This window comes from Mucilaginibacter flavus (genome assembly GCF_030409315.1).
Classification (GTDB): domain Bacteria; phylum Bacteroidota; class Bacteroidia; order Sphingobacteriales; family Sphingobacteriaceae; genus Mucilaginibacter; species Mucilaginibacter flavus.
This window is the reverse complement of record NZ_JAUFPS010000077.1, coordinates 1-16004: the sequence shown is the minus strand read 5'-3', so window position 1 is coordinate 16004 and position 16004 is coordinate 1. Positions and strand designations below refer to the sequence as shown.

The 16004-nt window shown below is 42.8% G+C and carries 18 protein-coding genes; 11 read left to right on the top strand and 7 right to left on the bottom strand.

Annotation, left to right across the window (positions count from 1 at the left end):
• The first annotated feature begins 223 nt into the window (after positions 1-223).
• Positions 224-841 (top strand): Pvc16 family protein, encoded by a 618-nt coding sequence (locus tag QWZ17_RS23985; RefSeq protein WP_290307860.1) that lies wholly within the window; start codon positions 224-226, stop codon positions 839-841.
• Positions 842-871: 30 nt separating this feature from the next.
• Here QWZ17_RS23985 and QWZ17_RS23980 read toward each other — a convergent pair whose 3' ends face one another.
• Together QWZ17_RS23980 and QWZ17_RS23975 are read right to left on the bottom strand one after the other, a co-directional pair.
• Complete coding sequence (locus tag QWZ17_RS23980; protein ID WP_290307859.1) at positions 872-2713, bottom strand: alkaline phosphatase; 1842 nt, start codon at positions 2711-2713, stop codon at positions 872-874.
• 190 nt (positions 2714-2903) lie between these two features.
• Positions 2904-3938 carry an LLM class flavin-dependent oxidoreductase gene (locus QWZ17_RS23975; protein ID WP_290307858.1) on the bottom strand — a complete coding sequence of 345 codons (1035 nt, stop codon included), beginning with the start codon at positions 3936-3938 and terminating at the stop codon, positions 2904-2906.
• A 156-nt stretch (positions 3939-4094) separates the two neighbouring features.
• Between QWZ17_RS23975 and QWZ17_RS23970 the strand changes: the two genes are divergently transcribed.
• A complete protein-coding gene (locus QWZ17_RS23970; protein WP_290307857.1) occupies positions 4095-4532 on the top strand; it encodes a hypothetical protein in 438 nt (145 codons plus the stop codon).
• A 37-nt stretch (positions 4533-4569) separates the two neighbouring features.
• Positions 4570-5325 (top strand): DUF72 domain-containing protein, encoded by a 756-nt coding sequence (locus tag QWZ17_RS23965; RefSeq protein WP_290307856.1) that lies wholly within the window; start codon positions 4570-4572, stop codon positions 5323-5325.
• A gap of 6 nt (positions 5326-5331) precedes the next feature.
• Here the strand turns inward: QWZ17_RS23965 and QWZ17_RS23960 are convergent, their stop codons facing one another.
• Entirely contained in the window at positions 5332-5700 is a 369-nt protein-coding gene (locus QWZ17_RS23960; RefSeq protein WP_290307855.1) for an iron chaperone, read from the bottom strand.
• A gap of 116 nt (positions 5701-5816) precedes the next feature.
• On the opposite strand from QWZ17_RS23960, the gene QWZ17_RS23955 reads away from it, so the two are divergent.
• Complete coding sequence (locus tag QWZ17_RS23955) at positions 5817-6203, top strand: putative quinol monooxygenase (RefSeq protein WP_290307854.1); 387 nt, start codon at positions 5817-5819, stop codon at positions 6201-6203.
• A gap of 100 nt (positions 6204-6303) precedes the next feature.
• Here the strand turns inward: QWZ17_RS23955 and QWZ17_RS23950 are convergent, their stop codons facing one another.
• The 3 genes from QWZ17_RS23950 to QWZ17_RS23940 form a co-directional block, all read right to left on the bottom strand.
• Positions 6304-6705 (bottom strand): response regulator, encoded by a 402-nt coding sequence (locus tag QWZ17_RS23950; RefSeq protein ID WP_290307853.1) that lies wholly within the window; start codon positions 6703-6705, stop codon positions 6304-6306.
• The gene (locus QWZ17_RS23945; RefSeq protein ID WP_290307852.1) at positions 6692-8299 is read right to left on the bottom strand and encodes a sensor histidine kinase; all 1608 of its coding nucleotides are present in this window, start codon (positions 8297-8299) and stop codon (positions 6692-6694) included. Before QWZ17_RS23945 ends, QWZ17_RS23950 begins: the two co-directional genes overlap by 14 nt.
• Positions 8300-8482: 183 nt before the next feature.
• Positions 8483-8854, bottom strand: a complete 372-nt coding sequence (locus tag QWZ17_RS23940; RefSeq protein WP_290307851.1) for a hypothetical protein — start codon at positions 8852-8854, stop codon at positions 8483-8485.
• Between the two features lie 343 nt (positions 8855-9197).
• Between QWZ17_RS23940 and QWZ17_RS23935 the strand changes: the two genes are divergently transcribed.
• Both QWZ17_RS23935 and rlmF read left to right on the top strand, forming a co-directional pair.
• Positions 9198-9668, top strand: coding sequence for a pyrophosphohydrolase domain-containing protein (locus tag QWZ17_RS23935; protein ID WP_290307850.1), 471 nt, complete (start codon positions 9198-9200; stop codon positions 9666-9668).
• A 58-nt stretch (positions 9669-9726) separates the two neighbouring features.
• The gene (gene rlmF / locus QWZ17_RS23930; protein ID WP_290307849.1) at positions 9727-10692 is read left to right on the top strand and encodes a 23S rRNA (adenine(1618)-N(6))-methyltransferase RlmF; all 966 of its coding nucleotides are present in this window, start codon (positions 9727-9729) and stop codon (positions 10690-10692) included.
• A gap of 84 nt (positions 10693-10776) precedes the next feature.
• Here the strand turns inward: rlmF and QWZ17_RS23925 are convergent, their stop codons facing one another.
• Positions 10777-11928 (bottom strand): acyltransferase family protein, encoded by a 1152-nt coding sequence (locus tag QWZ17_RS23925; protein ID WP_290307848.1) that lies wholly within the window; start codon positions 11926-11928, stop codon positions 10777-10779.
• A 201-nt stretch (positions 11929-12129) separates the two neighbouring features.
• Between QWZ17_RS23925 and QWZ17_RS23920 the strand changes: the two genes are divergently transcribed.
• The 5 genes from QWZ17_RS23920 to QWZ17_RS23900 all read left to right on the top strand — a co-directional run bounded on the left by QWZ17_RS23920 (position 12130) and on the right by QWZ17_RS23900 (position 15834).
• Positions 12130-12807 (top strand): pseudouridine synthase, encoded by a 678-nt coding sequence (locus QWZ17_RS23920; protein WP_290307847.1) that lies wholly within the window; start codon positions 12130-12132, stop codon positions 12805-12807.
• A gap of 172 nt (positions 12808-12979) precedes the next feature.
• Positions 12980-13276 carry a hypothetical protein gene (locus QWZ17_RS23915; RefSeq protein WP_290307846.1) on the top strand — a complete coding sequence of 99 codons (297 nt, stop codon included), beginning with the start codon at positions 12980-12982 and terminating at the stop codon, positions 13274-13276.
• Between the two features lie 267 nt (positions 13277-13543).
• Entirely contained in the window at positions 13544-14845 is a 1302-nt protein-coding gene (locus QWZ17_RS23910) for a DEAD/DEAH box helicase (RefSeq protein WP_290307845.1), read from the top strand.
• Positions 14846-14863: 18 nt separating this feature from the next.
• Complete coding sequence (locus QWZ17_RS23905; protein ID WP_259087546.1) at positions 14864-15115, top strand: DUF1456 family protein; 252 nt, start codon at positions 14864-14866, stop codon at positions 15113-15115.
• Positions 15116-15291: 176 nt separating this feature from the next.
• Positions 15292-15834, top strand: coding sequence for an AAA family ATPase (locus QWZ17_RS23900; protein ID WP_290307844.1), 543 nt, complete (start codon positions 15292-15294; stop codon positions 15832-15834).
• Positions 15835-16004 lie beyond the last annotated feature (170 nt).

Sequence of the window (16004 nt, the reverse complement as noted above, 5' to 3'; positions counted from 1 at the left end):
TGGGTGACCGTCTGCTCTCATTCCTTCTCACTTTATAATGCAAATCTATTTGCTTATATTTTGACAACAAACATAGGAGGGTGATCGGGCGTAGTCTCGATCAGGTGAGTCGTAACCGCGATACAGAGCCACTGTCAGTTTTTGCTTGCGCCCCACACTCCCAACAATCACGTAAAATTACGCATCAACTCACGTACCCGCCCTGCCCAAAAAAAATCTGTTTATGATCAATTTTACTGCCGAAGATAACGCGCTAAAATCTACGACGATGATATACAGGGCTGTAAACTTTTTGGCACAACAGTTAAATGAACACCTGGCAATTACAAACGCCAACCTGCCTGCAGATTTTACCCAACTGCGCAACGTGGCTCATTTAAGTGACGAAGAAGTACGCGGATTGAATAATGTGCTGGTTACGCTGCTAAGTGTATCTGAAGATAACGTGCTGAAAAATGCCACCGATAACCTGCGTGGCAGCATTAGCAGTAAAACTGCTCCAAAATATTTTAACCTGTACGTGCTATTCGCATCATGCAACTACCAATCGTACCCCGATTCGTTAAAGGTGCTTTCGCAGATGGTTGACTTTTTTGAAAAGAACCCAATATTAACCCATTCGGCAGATACCGGCCAGGAAGATAGCTTACCCGGGTTTAGGCTTAATGTGGATAGCTATGCACCCGGTTTTGAAGAGAACAACAACATGTGGACAACCATGGGCGGCAAACAATATCCGCACATGCTTTACCGGGTGCGGCTGGTTGAAATTCCTAAACCTGTTACCGGCCAAAAGATGGGCGTTATTAAGCAGTTTGAATTAAAGGACAGGTTAAGTTAACCTGTCCTCCATCATATTATAATACCCCGCTTATTTAGCTTTAATCAATGCCAATAATTTGTTAAAAATCTCGGTGTTGTTGTACACGCCTCTAAAATCACCGGCATGCGGTCCGTAAGCAAAAACAGGTACGGGCGTGCCGGTGTGGTCGTTAGTGCTAAAATTGCCTTGTACGTAGCCGTTTTTAATGCTGCCGTCAAGCAGGGTCAGGCCGCCTGTTTCATGGTCGGCAGTTACTATTACCAGGGTTTCGCCATCTTCATCGGCAAATTGCAGGGCTTTGCCCACCATCTGGTCAAAATCATTGTTTTCGGTAATCACCTGTTTAAGATTATTGGCATGGCCGCCATGATCAATCTGCGAGCCTTCAACCATCATAAAGAAACCATTAGGCTCGTTTTTAAATGTACTCGCTACTTTGTTAAATGCCTGCGGCAGGTAGTTGCCCCGACCATTCATTTTTGGGCGGGTTTCCTGATCATCAACTAAAGCGAGGATTTTTTTTGATGGCGAGTTTAAAAAATCATCAAAGCTGCGGATAACGGTATAACCTTTCTGCTTCATTTTATCCAGTGGACTTACGCCATTAGTTTTCTGCGTAAAATCCTTATAGCCCGAACCCAGGAAAATATCTATAGGAGATGATGTAATATCATTAGCAATGGCGGCAGCGCTACTGCGTTCCATCTGGTGGGCGTAAAAGGCGGCAGGGGTAGCGTCGGTAAGTTCGCAAACTACAATGTCGGCTGTTTTTTTACCGGCATCGGCACTGTAATCAGCCAATGATCTTAAAGGCTTTCCTTCGGGATTAACCCCAACCGCACGGTCATTGGTTTTTTGGCCCGATGCAAAAGCGGTAGCACCAGCTGCCGAATCGGTGATGTAGGCATCGGCTGCATTGGTAATGGAGAAGCCGATGTTTTGCATCTGGAAGATGTTAAGCTGCCCGCGGTTGGCGGTATAAGTAGCATAAATTTGTGACAAGCCCATGCCATCACCGATACATAAAATAATGTTTTTAACCTTTTTATTTACGCCATCTGTTTTATAGGTTGGTTGATATATGGCAGTAGGGGCGGGTTGCACATAAGTGTTCATGGGGTTTGTGTTTAGGAAGTCCCCAAGTTCTTCAATTTTATCCGTACCAATCACGTCGACACCTAAACGCATCAGGGCAAGCCAGCTGCTTTTGGTATCGGGAGTTTCCCAAAAACGGATCATTTTACCGGCCTGGTGTACGCTATCAATACCGGCCTTTATTTTGCCAATTTCATCACGGTTTAGTACGCCCTTGCCGTTCCATTTGATGTACCTGCTTAATGGATAGCTTACCAGGCCAATTTTTTTCCATTGATCGGTAGTGTAACCATCTATGTGATCAGCATCAAAAGAAATCCAATCGGGGTAGTTATTCACTTCGTTGGCCGGAGGCACAGCGCCCGTCATTACAATAGATAACCTGCCCGGGTGGCCGGCGTATGAAAAATATTGCTCTAATGGTTTAAGCTCCTTAATTACCAAAGGCAATACCGCTTTATGATCTTCTTTTATTTCGATAAGCAGGCGCAGGTGTCTTTCAGGATCGCGCTGGAATTTTTCGATCAGCGGATCGAGATACAATTTTTTTAAGGTATGAGTAGCTACTATCTCCTTTTTGCTATGGGCTACTATCAATTCACCGTTAACCGCGTAAACATCGGCCTCGATGCTGCCGAAGCCTTTTTCATAGGCACGGAAAAAAGGAATGTTGTTTTTATAATCGTTATGCGAATGCGCGTCGGCAACGGTATAGGCCCGGGTTTGCGCTTGCGTTGCGTTATAACAAAGAGTAACCAGTGCCGATAAGGCAATAGCTTTAGTAAAGTTGTTCATGGTAGTAAAAGTAAATGGGCATTTAGCCCGGCGCTATATTAGGCAAAGAAACCTTTATGTTGTTAAAGTTAGTTTAAATTGATGTTAAGGCTATAGGGGGCGAGGTCGAAATACAGGATAAATAAAAAAGCGAGTACTTTACTTACTAAAGTGACTCGCCTCGATAGCATTTATATAAAATTAAAGCGGTTTACGCTTTAGCCCCCGTTTCCTTACGAATAACAGGTGCTACCTTGGTACCGTAAATTTCAATCGCTTTCAATATTTTTTCATGTGGCGTATGGCCTGTTACCAGCTGGGCTATAAAACGGGTATTGCCAAATAACTCATATTGCTGCATAATTTTATCAACGACCATTTGTACATCGCCAACAACCAGCGGACCGTCCTTGCGCATCCATTCAAACGAATCCCGTGTCATGGGCGACCAGCCCCTTTCCCGGCCAACCCGGGTCATGAGGGCGGCGTATGATGGGTAAAACTCATCAGCGGCCTGGTTGGCATCATTTGAAACATAAAACTGTGATGATATGGCGAGTTTTAATTTGCTTACATCGTGCCCGGCTTTGGCGGCCGATTCGCGGTAGGCTTCTACAAAGGGCACAAAATGTTTGGGGTTACTGCCCAATATGGCAATGATCATGGGCAAATTCATGCGCCCGGCGCGCAAAGCCGAAGCACGGGTACCGCCGACACCTATCCAAACGGGTATCTCGGGCTGTAAAGGGCGGGGATATACCCCCTGTTTTACCGGCGAGCGGAATTTACCCTGCCAGTTCACCACTTCCTGTTTGTTGATCTGTAAAAACATTTCCAGTTTTTCGGTAAACAGGGCATCGTAATCATCAAGATTCAAACCAAAAAGCGGGAACGATTCAATGAATGAGCCACGACCGGCAATCATTTCTGCCCGGCCGCCCGAAATCAGATCAACTGTAGCGAAATTCTGAAAGGCACGCACCGGATCTGCCGAACTTAATACTGTTACCGAACTGGAGAGTTTAATGTTTTTGGTGATGCTTGCCGCAGCCGCCATAAACACCTCGGGTGCCGAGATCACAAAATCGGGCCGGTGATGTTCGCCAAAGGCAAAAACATCCAGGCCAACCTCATCGGCCAGTTTAACTTCTTCCAATAATTGCTGTACACGCAAATGCGCGTTTTTCGCGTTGCCGGGTGTGCCGTCGGGTTCTACTTCGCCAAAGGTGCTGATGCCTAATTCCATGATGTAAAAATATAGTGTTTAAACATATAATTAAAGATGGCTTACTAAATTTACTTAGTGATGATGGGTAAACTTAATATTATTATCGCTCAATTAAATTGTATTGTATCACTTTAACAGGGGCTTGCGTAATATTTATAAACCATTATTACTGTTATGAAAAATTATCTTCCCCCTGGTGTTATAGCCATCATTGTTTCCGGTTTTTTATCCTGCAAAAAAGATGCTAACGCCGGCATAACCGGTAATTGGCATTTGGTTAGCGATTCTACTTACACATCGGGCATTGGCCCAAATGGTAAACCCGGCGGAAGTACTTACATTGGGCTGGCTGCTGATAGCTATGATTTTATGGCAAACGGGCATCTTGTAGCTCATGTTGCCGGCAATATTGATTCTGCAACATATACCGTACAGGCCGGCGATAAGCTGGAAATTAATTACAGCATAGTGCATGAATTTGACGGATCAATACTAAAGGGTGCGAATACCGGTTTTGACCTTTCGGTACAGTCATCGCACAAGGCAGTGTTAACAAGTAATGTTTTAACTCCTGGTGGTCGGTTTTCGCGTATTTTGGTTTTAGCAAAATAATTATGAACAATACACCACTGATAACTATTATAGTTATGTGGACGATAATACTTCATTTTTTTGGGGAACAAGCGGTTTACTGATTCCTATCCCCAAGCGCGATTTCGCGCCGCAATACCAGCACCTGAGCAGGCTTGGTTATTACGCTACGCTGTTTAATTCTATTGAGATCAATAGCTCTTTTTATAAGCTCCCCATTGGTAAAACTGTTAAGAAGTGGGCCGATGAAGTACCCGATGGGTTTAGATTCACTTTTAAACTCTGGCGCGAGATCACCCATAATAAAAACCTCAGCTTTAAACCCGAAGACTTAAGTCGGTTTATGGAGTCAATTGCTAACGCTGGTGATAAAAAGGGTTCGTTGCTGGTTCAATTCCCGGCAAGTATCCAGGTAAACAACCTCCCTGCTTTTGGGCAATTGATAAACACAATCCGTGCGAATGATGCCGGTAAAGAATGGGATGTCGCTGTAGAGTTCAGGCACCGTAGCTGGTACCAAGATAATGTTTTTGACCTGTTGCAGCAATATGATATAAGCATGGTAATACATGATATGCCGGCATCGGCAACACCATTAAGCGCTGTAGCCGGCGATGTGGTTTACCTTCGCTTCCACGGGCCAGGTGGTGGTTATCGTGGCAGCTATGCCGATGATTTTTTATATGAATATGCCCAATACATAAAAGAATGGCAGAGCGAAGGAAAAAACGTTTATACTTATTTTAACAATACTGCCGGCGATGCTCTGAATAATTTGCAAGTGTTAAAAAAGTATGTTATTGACGAGGTTTAATACTTGCTACTTCTTCTTTGGTTTTGCCATCATCTTTTCCACTCTAAACCTGGTGATCCTTTTAATCAGATCAATGGGCATGGGTTTATCAAGCGGAAATTGTACCGATCCCTTGGCCCCTTTATATCCCGATAACTCTTCCTTAAACTCTTCCAATCCATTGGGGGTAGGGTACAGGCCTATGTGGTTTTTAAAAGCCGCGAAATGAATAAGGTTGCCATTTAAGGTAAACGTTGGGATAGCATAACCTATTTTTTCGCCGGCATCCGGCGCTTCCGAGCGGATGGCTTCCCTTACATCCTGCAAAATTTTTTGAATGTCGGCCGGAAAATTGGCTATATATTCATCGATGGTAGCTGGTTTATCGGTTGTCATAACGTTGGTGTTGATGATGATAAATTGGGAAATATTCTTTTATTTTCCAAATCAGGCGTTGATTCAATATATCAACGGTTAAGAAATACGTTAACTTAGGGTAAATCTTAAAGCAGATGAAAAAGAAGCTCTTTTATCTTGTTGCATTACTGGTAGTTGTTTTTAACAGGGAAGCTATGGCTCAGCAAAAAAATCAAATAGTTAGGGTGGCTAAAATTGAGGTTGACCCCGCGCAACTGGAACAGTATAACGCCGCTCTTAAATTACAGATGACTACAGCCGTAAAGGTAGAACCCGGCGTACTAAGTTATTATGCGGTGGCCGATAAAGAACATCCTTCGCACATTACTATCCTCGAAATTTATGCCGATTCGGCCGCGTATAAATCGCATATCGAAACACCCCATTTCAAAAAATATAAAGCCACAGTAAAGGATATGGTTAAAGCACTTGAATTAACCAATGTTGATATTATTGGTGTGGCCAAAAAACCGGGAATGTAGGTAGGCTTAAAATATAGCCTGTTTAATAACAAAGCCGGTAAGGGACAATGTAAGGCTTAGAAATGGTGGTTATAATTGCCTTTATAACCGGTACACTTACTTATGCAAACGAGCTAACGATGTTCCGCAAATCATCGGCATTAAGTGGTTTTACTATGAAATCTGATACCTCGTTCATGGCTTTGGCCCTGGCAATGTCGTCCTCGTCAATAGAGGAGCTTACAATATAAACCAATATCTTTTTGCCGATTTTGGGGATCAATCGTATAAACTCCTCCATAAACTGCCAGCCATCTAATACAGGCATGTTAAGGTCAAGCAGGATAAGGTCTGGTAGTTTACTAATCACTTCTACACAGTCTTTAATAAAATCGATAGCTACCCTGCCGTTATGAAAAAACATGGTTTTTTCGGCCACATCGGCCTTGGCTATAATGCGTTTGATGGTAAACGTATAGATGTCGTCATCATCTATCACACACAGGGTATTAATTTTCTTCATTAAATATTATTTTAAAAGTACTTCCTTTATTAGGTTCGCTTTCTACTGTTATTTTGCCGCCCTGCGATTCAACCTGGGTTTTGGTTAAAAACAAACCAACGCCATGCGCGTCTTTACGATCGTGAAATGTTTTGTACAAACCAAATACTTTTTTGGCATGCAGCTTTAAATCAATGCCTAAGCCGTTATCGGTACATTCCAAAACCGTAGCACCATTTTTATCCTTATACGTTTTTAATTCAATTTGGGGTTCAATATCGTCACGACGGTATTTTATGGCGTTGCTGACCAAATTCATCAAAATACTTTCCATGTAAATGCCGGGGAAACGGATGGTTTCTACAGCAAAATCCTCATGAATAGTTACCCGGTGAATGGCCATATCTGATCCTATAACGCCTAAAATATGATCAAGTACTGTTTTAAAGTGCAGCGTTTCCGATTCCAGGGCTTCATCCTTTATCTTGATGGCCTGCGAAAGGTCATCAAGGGTGGTATTGAGGCTGACGGAGATCCTTTTGATCTTGCTAAACAAATCAGCAGTATCCTCATCAAGCGCTTCTTCATCAACCAGCGATGATACCAGCGATATATTGCTGGCATGATTACGGATATTGTGCGATAATATGTGCGTAAAGTTTTTGAGTTGCTGGTTGTTTTGCGTAACCATTTCAACAGTTTTATTTAGGGAAATTTCGTTAAGTTTATACTTGTCAATATCCATAAATACGCCACGCAGTTTAAAAGGTTGCCCCTGCCCGTCAAAAAGAGGCTCGCCGTAAGTGCGCACCCATATCTTATTTTTCTTAGCGGTTATAATCTGTAATTCAAGATCATACCCTTTCCCGCTTTTTTTACATTCGTTAATGGCGTTTATTATAGCGTTATAATACGGCTGTGGATAATAACTGGTGGCATCGTAAAAAGACAAATCAAAATCATAAGGTAATTCGTGAATATCATAAATAGCTTTCGACCAGGTTACCTTATCGGTGATCAGATCCAATTCCCAGCCACCAAATTTGCCCATGCGCCCGGCTTCCATCAGCAAAAATTCACTGGCTGCCAGTTTATCTTCGGCAACTTTACGTTCGTTAATTTCTTTTTCCAGTTGTTCAACCGTTCGTAACGATAATACAACCGGCATAATACGGTACAGTGTATAAACAGCCATAACGGATACTATGCCGGTTATCAACCTTAATAAAGCACTTAACCTGTAGGCGGGCCACCAAAAAATACCGGCATCAATAAGATGGGTACAGCCACATAAAATAATAAAGGCCACAAATAACCAAAGTATTCGCGGAAAGGGGATGTCCTTCCGTTTGGTTAAAAGTACAATGAGCAGTAAAGGAATTGCAAAATAAGATACGGCGATAAGTAAATCGCTAAAAATATATAGCCAGCCGTGAAATTCGCTCCAGGTACCGCAATGCCAGCGCGGAGGCCAGTTATCGGTATTAAAAATACCCGAAAAGAATTGTTTTACCTGGTCATAAAACCCGGCTTTTGCCATAGCCGGGAATTTTGCCTGTATGCATTGTGCACTGCAAGCGCTTTGTGCCTTTGCCGCTACCGTATCTGGTTTCATCAACGTTCCATCATCAATTTGGCGAAGATTGAATTTACGCTTTTATTTGCACCTGCTATAGTTAATTTGAATTTAACTATTTGTTAATCAGGTTAAATAAATTACCAAATATGAACGTTGGGCCATTTTGACAAAGCAACAGTTGTAGTACCCGTAAACGGGTACGCGATGCGCTAACTATTTTTAGTTTTCAGTAACAACAGGCTTTGCTGCCGCTTGTTTAGCAGTTTGCTTAACAGTTTTAGCAGCAGGCTTTTTATCGGCAGCTGGTTTAACTATAGGTAAAGCGGGCTCTTTAGCCATAGTTAAAGCAAGATCGTCTTTTTTATCTGATGTTGGTTTTTCGGCTTGATTAGCGCTTTTTTCGCTGATTTTTGCAGTAAGGGCTTTGGCTAAGTTTTTCGCGGCTTTTTCAATAACCTTGGTCAATTTTTTCTGATCGGCCGAAAATTCGGCAACAACAGCGGTGATTTGCGCGGTTAACTTATCGTTTAATTGTTTTTTAAGTGTTTTACGGGCTTCTTTAGCTGCCGATTTGATTTCTTTATTTTTCATGGACATGATTGAGGGAAATTCAGATTGAAATTGAATTTATTATTCGCTGCAAAGGTAAGTTAAGAAAAAGCTACTTTAATATTATATTTATGTTAACAATCGATATCAATGTTAAGTTTTGGTTAAGTAAAAATACAATTTATTGTACTCATATTTAACGTGTTATGATTTATAGTAGCACGCCAATAATTATTAACCATATTGTTCATTACAATAATTAAACATCTTTTGCTCTTTTATTTATAGCCCACAAAGAAATATACCGGATATTAAAAGAATGTGATTTTTTGAAAGCCTTTAGGTTAATTCATAACTTAGCAGGCTTAAATATTTCCTCAATACCATGATCAAAGATTTAAACTCATTAAACCAGGTAGCCGAGTTTCATACTACCTTTAAACATCCTATTATTGCCACCCCGCAAATTCCATCAAAGGAGCGTAGCCAGCTGCGTATTGAGCTAATAGCCGAGGAATTAAAAGAGCTTCAACAGGCTGTAGACGACAACAATATGGTTGAAATAGCCGATGCCCTTTGCGATTTACAGTATGTATTATCGGGCGCGGTTTTGGAGTTTGGTTTGGCGGAGAAATTTAAGGAATTGTTTGATGAGGTACACCGCTCAAACATGAGCAAAGCCTGTAAAACGGTAGAGGAAGCTAACCAAACTATTGAGCATTACCGCAATACTACGGGTGTCGAATCGCATTATAAAGAGATTGACGGCTTGTTTTTGGTGTATCGTACTGCCGATAATAAGACATTAAAATCAATTAATTATTCGCCGGCTGATCTTGCAGGTAGGTTGAGCTAAAAGCATAAGACCTAAAGCGAAATATTGCCGATTATCATATCATTTAAAACACAACAACTTGGCCCAATCTGCCCAAAACCAACCCGAAGTAAAAGAAACCATGCACCCGCGCAACGCGCACCGCAATGGTTACGATTTTAAGGCGCTTATAAAGGCGATGCCAAAGTTACGTGCTTACGTTACCGTAAATAAGTACGAGAACGAAACTATCAACTTCTCTGATCCCGAAGCGGTAAAACTCCTTAACCGGGCATTGCTTAAGCAGCACTATCGGGTTGATTACTGGGATATCCCCGAAGGGTACTTATGTCCGCCTATACCTGGCCGTGCCGATTATATCCATTACGCTGCCGACCTTTTAGCTGCCGCTAATGAAGGTGTGGTACGTAAAGGTAAAAAGGTGCGCGTGCTTGATATTGGCGTGGGTGCTAATTGTGTTTACCCTATTATAGGTCACCAGGAATATGGCTGGAGTTTTATTGGGGTTGATATTGATGAAGAAGCCCTGGCATCGGCACAAAAAATAATAGATCAGAGTAAAGATTTGAAAGGAGCTATCGAGCTGAAATTGCAAAAGCACAAAGCCGATATTTTTACCTTCGCCATAAAACCGGGCGAGCAGTTTGACCTTACCCTTTGCAACCCGCCGTTCCATGCATCCATCAAAGAAGCAGCCGAAGGCTCGCGCCGTAAATGGAATAACCTGGGTTTAAAAACGGGGAGGGAAGAGCCTGTACTAAACTTTGGCGGCCAGAATATGGAATTATGGTACCCGGGCGGCGAGGCCGCGTTTTTAAAACAGATGGCCACGCAAAGTACTCGTTTTGCCAAACAATGCCTGTGGTTTACCACCCTTGTATCCAAAAAAGAAAACCTGCGCATTTTATACAACGCCCTGCAAAAAGCCGGCGCGGTTGAGGTGCAAACCATCAACATGTCGCAAGGCCAAAAAGCAAGCCGTATTATGGCCTGGACGTTCCTTTCTTTAGAAGAACAGTTGCAGTGGAATAAGAAGACTGTCTGAATCAGAATTTCCGGAATTTAAGAATGGGCAGAATTACAAAATAGCATTCTGTTAATTCTTAAATTCTGGAAATTCTGATTCAGATTATACCCTCAAAAAAGTCTTCTTCTGATACAAGTAATACAGAAACGCCCATTTTACCATTACAAAAGTGATAGCCAACGCTACGGCGTTATAAGGGTTACCTATCAAGTCGCCCAGCCAGCCAAAAAAACCGGTATTGGTATAGCTCCATTTGATGAATTTGCCGGATATGTAAATCAGTATGGAGTTCATACCAATCACCCTAAAATAAAACGACCATTTTTGATAGCCAAGCACATCAATAATGTAGTAAAATAAAGCCATTAGCAACAGGCTTATCCCGCCTACCTGCATCACAAAGCTACTGGTCCACAGGTTTTTGTTGATGGGGAAATCCAGGTTCCAGATCTGTGCTATCACCAAAAATACAACCCCTGTTATAGCTAATATCGCCACCTTTTTCATTTGCGGTAAACCTGTTTTTTTAAGGATAGTACCGGTGATGATACCCAACAAACCAGTACTGATAGCCGGGATGGTGCTAAACAAGCCTTCGGGATCATGAATGCCCAGATAAAGCCTGCCTGGCAATATTATCCTATCCATGTACGAGGCAAAATTGCCCTGCATGGTTAAATCGCCATGCGGGAAACCCGGTGCCGATGTAAATTTAAGCAACAACCAGTAGCCGATAATAAACACCCAAAACCAAACCATTTGCGCGCGCTGGCTGCTGTACAGGTAAATGATATTGGCAAACATATAAGCAATGCCAATGCGACCGAGCACGCTGGCAAAACGAATTTCAGATATGGGCATAATTTTTAATCCGTTGTTTACTACCAGACCCAATAAAACCAGTATAAATGCCCTTTTAATAACCCGTAATACCAGTTGGCTTTTGCTTTTGCCTTTCTCCAGTTCGCGCCCAACCGAAAACGGGGTTGATACACCTGCCATAAACAAAAACAGCGGGAAAATAAGGTCGTACAAATGAAAGCCATTCCAGTCGGGATGCGTAAACTGATTGGCAATAGCGCCCCAAAACGGCGAGCCTGTGGCTTTGGCCATGGTATGAAAAATTTCTTCGCCACCCATAATCCAAAACATATCAAACCCGCGCAGGGCATCTAACGATAATAAACGGGTAGGAGCGGCATTGATACTATCAGGTGCGGTATCGCCTGCTGCTGAGGTAACTGTTTTAGCCATAACTTGGGGAAGGTTTTGTTTGTATTAAATATATGGAATTAGAATCAAGAGCCAAGACTTAATTATCTAGTGCAATTATATTTGAAATTTCTCACAGCTATCTTGATTCTTGACCCTGATTTTTTCATTTTTTGCGGCTGTCTTGATTCTTGACTCTTGACTCTTAACTCTTGATTCTATTCTTACTACCTTCGCACCTACATGTTAGAGATCATATATCGGGACGGGCATTTGATTGCCATTAATAAGCCGCATGGTTTATTGGTGCACAGGTCGTCAATAGCAGCAGATGCTTCGGAGTTTGCTTTGCAGTTGCTGCGTGATCAGATTGGGCAGAAGGTTAATCCTGTGCATCGCATTGACAGAAAAACGGGAGGAATATTGCTTTTCGCTTTCAATAAACCGGTTGAAATAGCCATGCAGCAGGCCTTCATGGAAAACCAGGTTCACAAAAAATACCTGGCCATTGTACGCGGCCATACGCCCGATACTGAAGATATTGACTACGCCCTGCGCAAAGAGAACGGCACATTACAGGATGCCTTTACCGCTTACACCACCTTAAAACGGGCCGAACTGGATGTGCCGCTGGGCGCGCACCCAACATCGCGCTACTCATTGGTTGAGGCCATACCTACCACCGGGCGCATGCACCAGTTACGCAAACACTTTAGCCATATTTTTCATCCCATTATTGGCGATCGCACCCATGGCTGCAATAAGCAAAACAAACTGTTTAAAGAAAAATGGGAAATGGAAACCATGTTACTGCATGCCTCATATCTTAATTTTATCCATCCCATAACCCAGGAAAATGTAACCATCCAGGCCACTTTGCAGCCCGAATTTACGAGGGTAATGCAACTGATGGGCTGGTAGCACTGTTGCTTTAAAGTAATAGATTGAGTGTAATAAATAGGTTCACTAACGGTAGGCGTAAATGTATTGGTAAGCAATATTGGCTTTGAGCCTTAAGCATTTTGCTTTTAGCTTCAATATAATATTGTAAACAAAACAACCCGGCGTTTGTAGCTTATGCAAATACTTAGCTATGATAAAACCGGCAGAATATAATTTATATACAGAGGATGGCGACCGAAAAATCACCATAAAGCCCCATATTGAAAATATCCCCGGCGGTAACAAATATGCTACCGGCGTGTTCGCTTTAAGTGAAGGCCTGGTTGGCCTTGGCGATATTGTTTTTGACGATAACATGAACGAATGGGAATATAGCGGCATAGGCGATCTTACCCACCCACAAGCGGCAGAAATTGCCAAATTCATCAAAGAATACCGCGAGCCAGAGGCGGAGGACAGGGAATTGGATGAGAACAGGATAGTGTAGATGAGCCTCGCACTTTGCCTTAAAACTATCTTCACCCTGTCATGCTGAGGCACGAAGCATCTACTCGCAAACATGCAAGGTGGACAGGCATGGCGTAGAATAGATCCTTCGCGATGCTCAGGATGACAAATGTTTTGTAGTACATAAAGCGGCAGGTACGCAAATGATATAAACTTATATTATTGGCAAAGGATGACCGCTCATTCTTATAATGCCCAATTTTAAAAGCCGGTCGCAACGCTTATTTCGTGTATCTTTGCGCCTATCATGATCAAACAAGCGCTTGCTAATCTTAAAATAAACGCCCTTAACCCCATGCAGGAGGCTGCCATCAGCGCGGCCAAAAAAAGTGATGTGGTTTTGCTGTCGCCAACAGGGTCGGGCAAAACGCTTGGCTTTTTGCTGCCTTTGTTAGGGTTGTTGGATAGCGGGGTACCTACCATACAGGCACTAATTATGGTGCCATCGCGCGAGCTGGCTTTACAGATAGAGCAGGTTTTCAGAACCATTGGTAGTGGATTTAAGGTGAATTGCTGTTATGGCGGTCACCCGGTGAAAATAGAGCGCAATAACCTGTCGCAACCACCGGCTGTTTTGATTGGTACGCCAGGCCGGATAGCCCACCATTTGCGCAGGCATAGTTTTACCACCGATACTATTCACACACTGATATTAGACGAGTTTGATAAAGCCCTGGAGTTTGGTTTCCAGGAGGATATGGCTTTTATTATTGGTGCTATGCGCAATATTAAAAAGCGGATACTTACCTCGGCCACAAAAATGGACGAGATTCCTTCATTTACCGGCATGCATCGCCCAATACAGCTGGATTATTTAACCAACGCGGCAAGCACCCCAGACATCAAACAAAAGGCCGTAATAGCCGAGGCGGCTGATAAGCTCGACGCCCTGTTTGCGCTCATCTGCAAAATAGGCGACAAGGCGACACTGGTTTTCTGTAACCACCGCGAAGCGGTAGAACGCATCAGCGATTTACTCTATGACCGCGGCCTGCCCCACGATATTTTCCATGGCGGTATGGAACAGGACGACCGCGAACGTGCCCTCCTGAAATTCAGGAATGGAAGTCACCGCTTATTAATTACCACCGATCTGGCCTCACGCGGGCTGGACATCCCCGAAATAGAACATGTGGTACATTACCAGTTACCGCATAACGAAGAAGCCTACACGCACCGCAACGGGCGTACAGCCCGTATGCATGCCAAAGGCACATCATACCTCATTTTGGCACCCGATGAAAAGCCATCTTATTTAAAAGAAACACCCGAAGTTGAGGAACTGCCCCAAAATCCGATGGTGCCAAAACCATCGCCATGGGCTACGTTATACATTGCAGCCGGTAAAAAAGATAAGGTTAACAAAATAGATATTGTTGGCCTGCTGCTTAAAAAAGGTGGGCTGGACAAAGAAGATGTAGGCCTGATAGAGGTGCTTGATCACACCTCATACGCCGCTGTAAAACGAAACCGGATTGAGAAAACTGTGCAATTGATTAAAGGCGAAAAGATCAAGAACAAAAAAGTTAAAATAGATATTTCCATATAATAATTAAATACAGAAAGCATGAGCAATAATGATATCATGAAAAAGCTGCGGGTAGCTATGAAGTTTACCGATGATGATATTATAAAGGTTTTGGAACTGGCCAACTTCCGCATTACTAAAACCGAGTTAGGTGCCATTTTTCGTGCCGATGACCATCCCAACTTTAAACCCTGCGGCGACCAGATTCTGCGCAATTTCCTTAACGGCCTTATTATCTACAAACGCGGCCCAATGCCCGATAAAAGAGCACCAAAGGTAGAGGGGAAATAAATATTTGTGTATTGCTACAACGTCCTACAAGTTGTAGATATCAGCTTTGCGAAGTTTTTAAAAACTTCGTAAGTCTTTCGCCTCGTTGTTACCTCTACCTGGGCTTTGTAATTTAAAATACTATATTAACCATACTTTCAAAACCCTGCAAAAAGGGGATGATTTAGGTGAAGCTTATGCAAATCAACATCTTCGGGGCATCCGGCTCCGGCTCAACTACTTTAGGTAAAGCTTTGGGGGCAAGGCTTAATTATCCCGTTTTTGATGGCGATCAATATTTCTGGATGTCATCTGAAATACCATTCACTGTGAAACTTAATCCCGAAGAACGCAACGCCATGATTAACCGGGATATCGCCGCTCACGATAATTGGATTGTTAGCGGTTCGGTAGTAGGCTGGAAAAATAATTGGGAGTTTGATCTGTCGATATTCCTATATATTCCTCATGATATAAGAATGAGCAGGCTCAAAAAACGGGAGTTTGAACGGTATGGCGATAAAATCCACACCGATCCGGAGCGTATTGTCCTTTACCATAACTTTTTAGACTGGGCCAATGGCTATGATGATAACACAACAGATGGTCGTACGCTACAGGTACACCAAACCTGGATGGAAAACCTTACCAAGCCATTGTTGATGATTGAAGGTGATACTACCGTGGAGGAAAGGGTAGAGGCGGTTGTTAGGAAGCTGAGCGACTTGAAGCAGATTTGACACTATCGGCGGGTAGCGAAGGGGAGACCAGGTGTTTTCGAAAGATTTTTTCGTTCCCTCCCAACGGGCTACTGTGTGTACACATCTTTTTTAATTTATCATATAGATAAAAAACGTTGTCATTTCCTTTAGATTGGCATCAACAGAATAATAAGGGTTATTATTATTGT

Bases quoted from the DNA above. Each gene is read 5' to 3' on its own strand.
- QWZ17_RS23915 (WP_290307846.1), top strand. From the start codon at position 12,980: ATGATAAAACCGGCAGAATATAATTTATATACAGAGGATGGCGACCGA.
- QWZ17_RS23900 (WP_290307844.1), top strand. From the start codon at position 15,292: ATGCAAATCAACATCTTCGGGGCATCCGGCTCCGGCTCAACTACTTTA.
- QWZ17_RS23970 (WP_290307857.1), top strand. From the start codon at position 4,095: ATGAAAAATTATCTTCCCCCTGGTGTTATAGCCATCATTGTTTCCGGT.
- QWZ17_RS23920 (WP_290307847.1), top strand. From the start codon at position 12,130: ATGTTAGAGATCATATATCGGGACGGGCATTTGATTGCCATTAATAAG.
- QWZ17_RS23935 (WP_290307850.1), top strand. From the start codon at position 9,198: ATGATCAAAGATTTAAACTCATTAAACCAGGTAGCCGAGTTTCATACT.
- QWZ17_RS23940 (WP_290307851.1), bottom strand. From the start codon at position 8,854: ATGAAAAATAAAGAAATCAAATCGGCAGCTAAAGAAGCCCGTAAAACA.
- QWZ17_RS23945 (WP_290307852.1), bottom strand. From the start codon at position 8,299: ATGAAACCAGATACGGTAGCGGCAAAGGCACAAAGCGCTTGCAGTGCA.
- QWZ17_RS23910 (WP_290307845.1), top strand. From the start codon at position 13,544: ATGATCAAACAAGCGCTTGCTAATCTTAAAATAAACGCCCTTAACCCC.
- QWZ17_RS23955 (WP_290307854.1), top strand. From the start codon at position 5,817: ATGAAAAAGAAGCTCTTTTATCTTGTTGCATTACTGGTAGTTGTTTTT.
- QWZ17_RS23905 (WP_259087546.1), top strand. From the start codon at position 14,864: ATGAGCAATAATGATATCATGAAAAAGCTGCGGGTAGCTATGAAGTTT.
- QWZ17_RS23950 (WP_290307853.1), bottom strand. From the start codon at position 6,705: ATGAAGAAAATTAATACCCTGTGTGTGATAGATGATGACGACATCTAT.
- QWZ17_RS23960 (WP_290307855.1), bottom strand. From the start codon at position 5,700: ATGACAACCGATAAACCAGCTACCATCGATGAATATATAGCCAATTTT.
- QWZ17_RS23925 (WP_290307848.1), bottom strand. From the start codon at position 11,928: ATGGCTAAAACAGTTACCTCAGCAGCAGGCGATACCGCACCTGATAGT.
- QWZ17_RS23975 (WP_290307858.1), bottom strand. From the start codon at position 3,938: ATGGAATTAGGCATCAGCACCTTTGGCGAAGTAGAACCCGACGGCACA.
- QWZ17_RS23980 (WP_290307859.1), bottom strand. From the start codon at position 2,713: ATGAACAACTTTACTAAAGCTATTGCCTTATCGGCACTGGTTACTCTT.
- QWZ17_RS23985 (WP_290307860.1), top strand. From the start codon at position 224: ATGATCAATTTTACTGCCGAAGATAACGCGCTAAAATCTACGACGATG.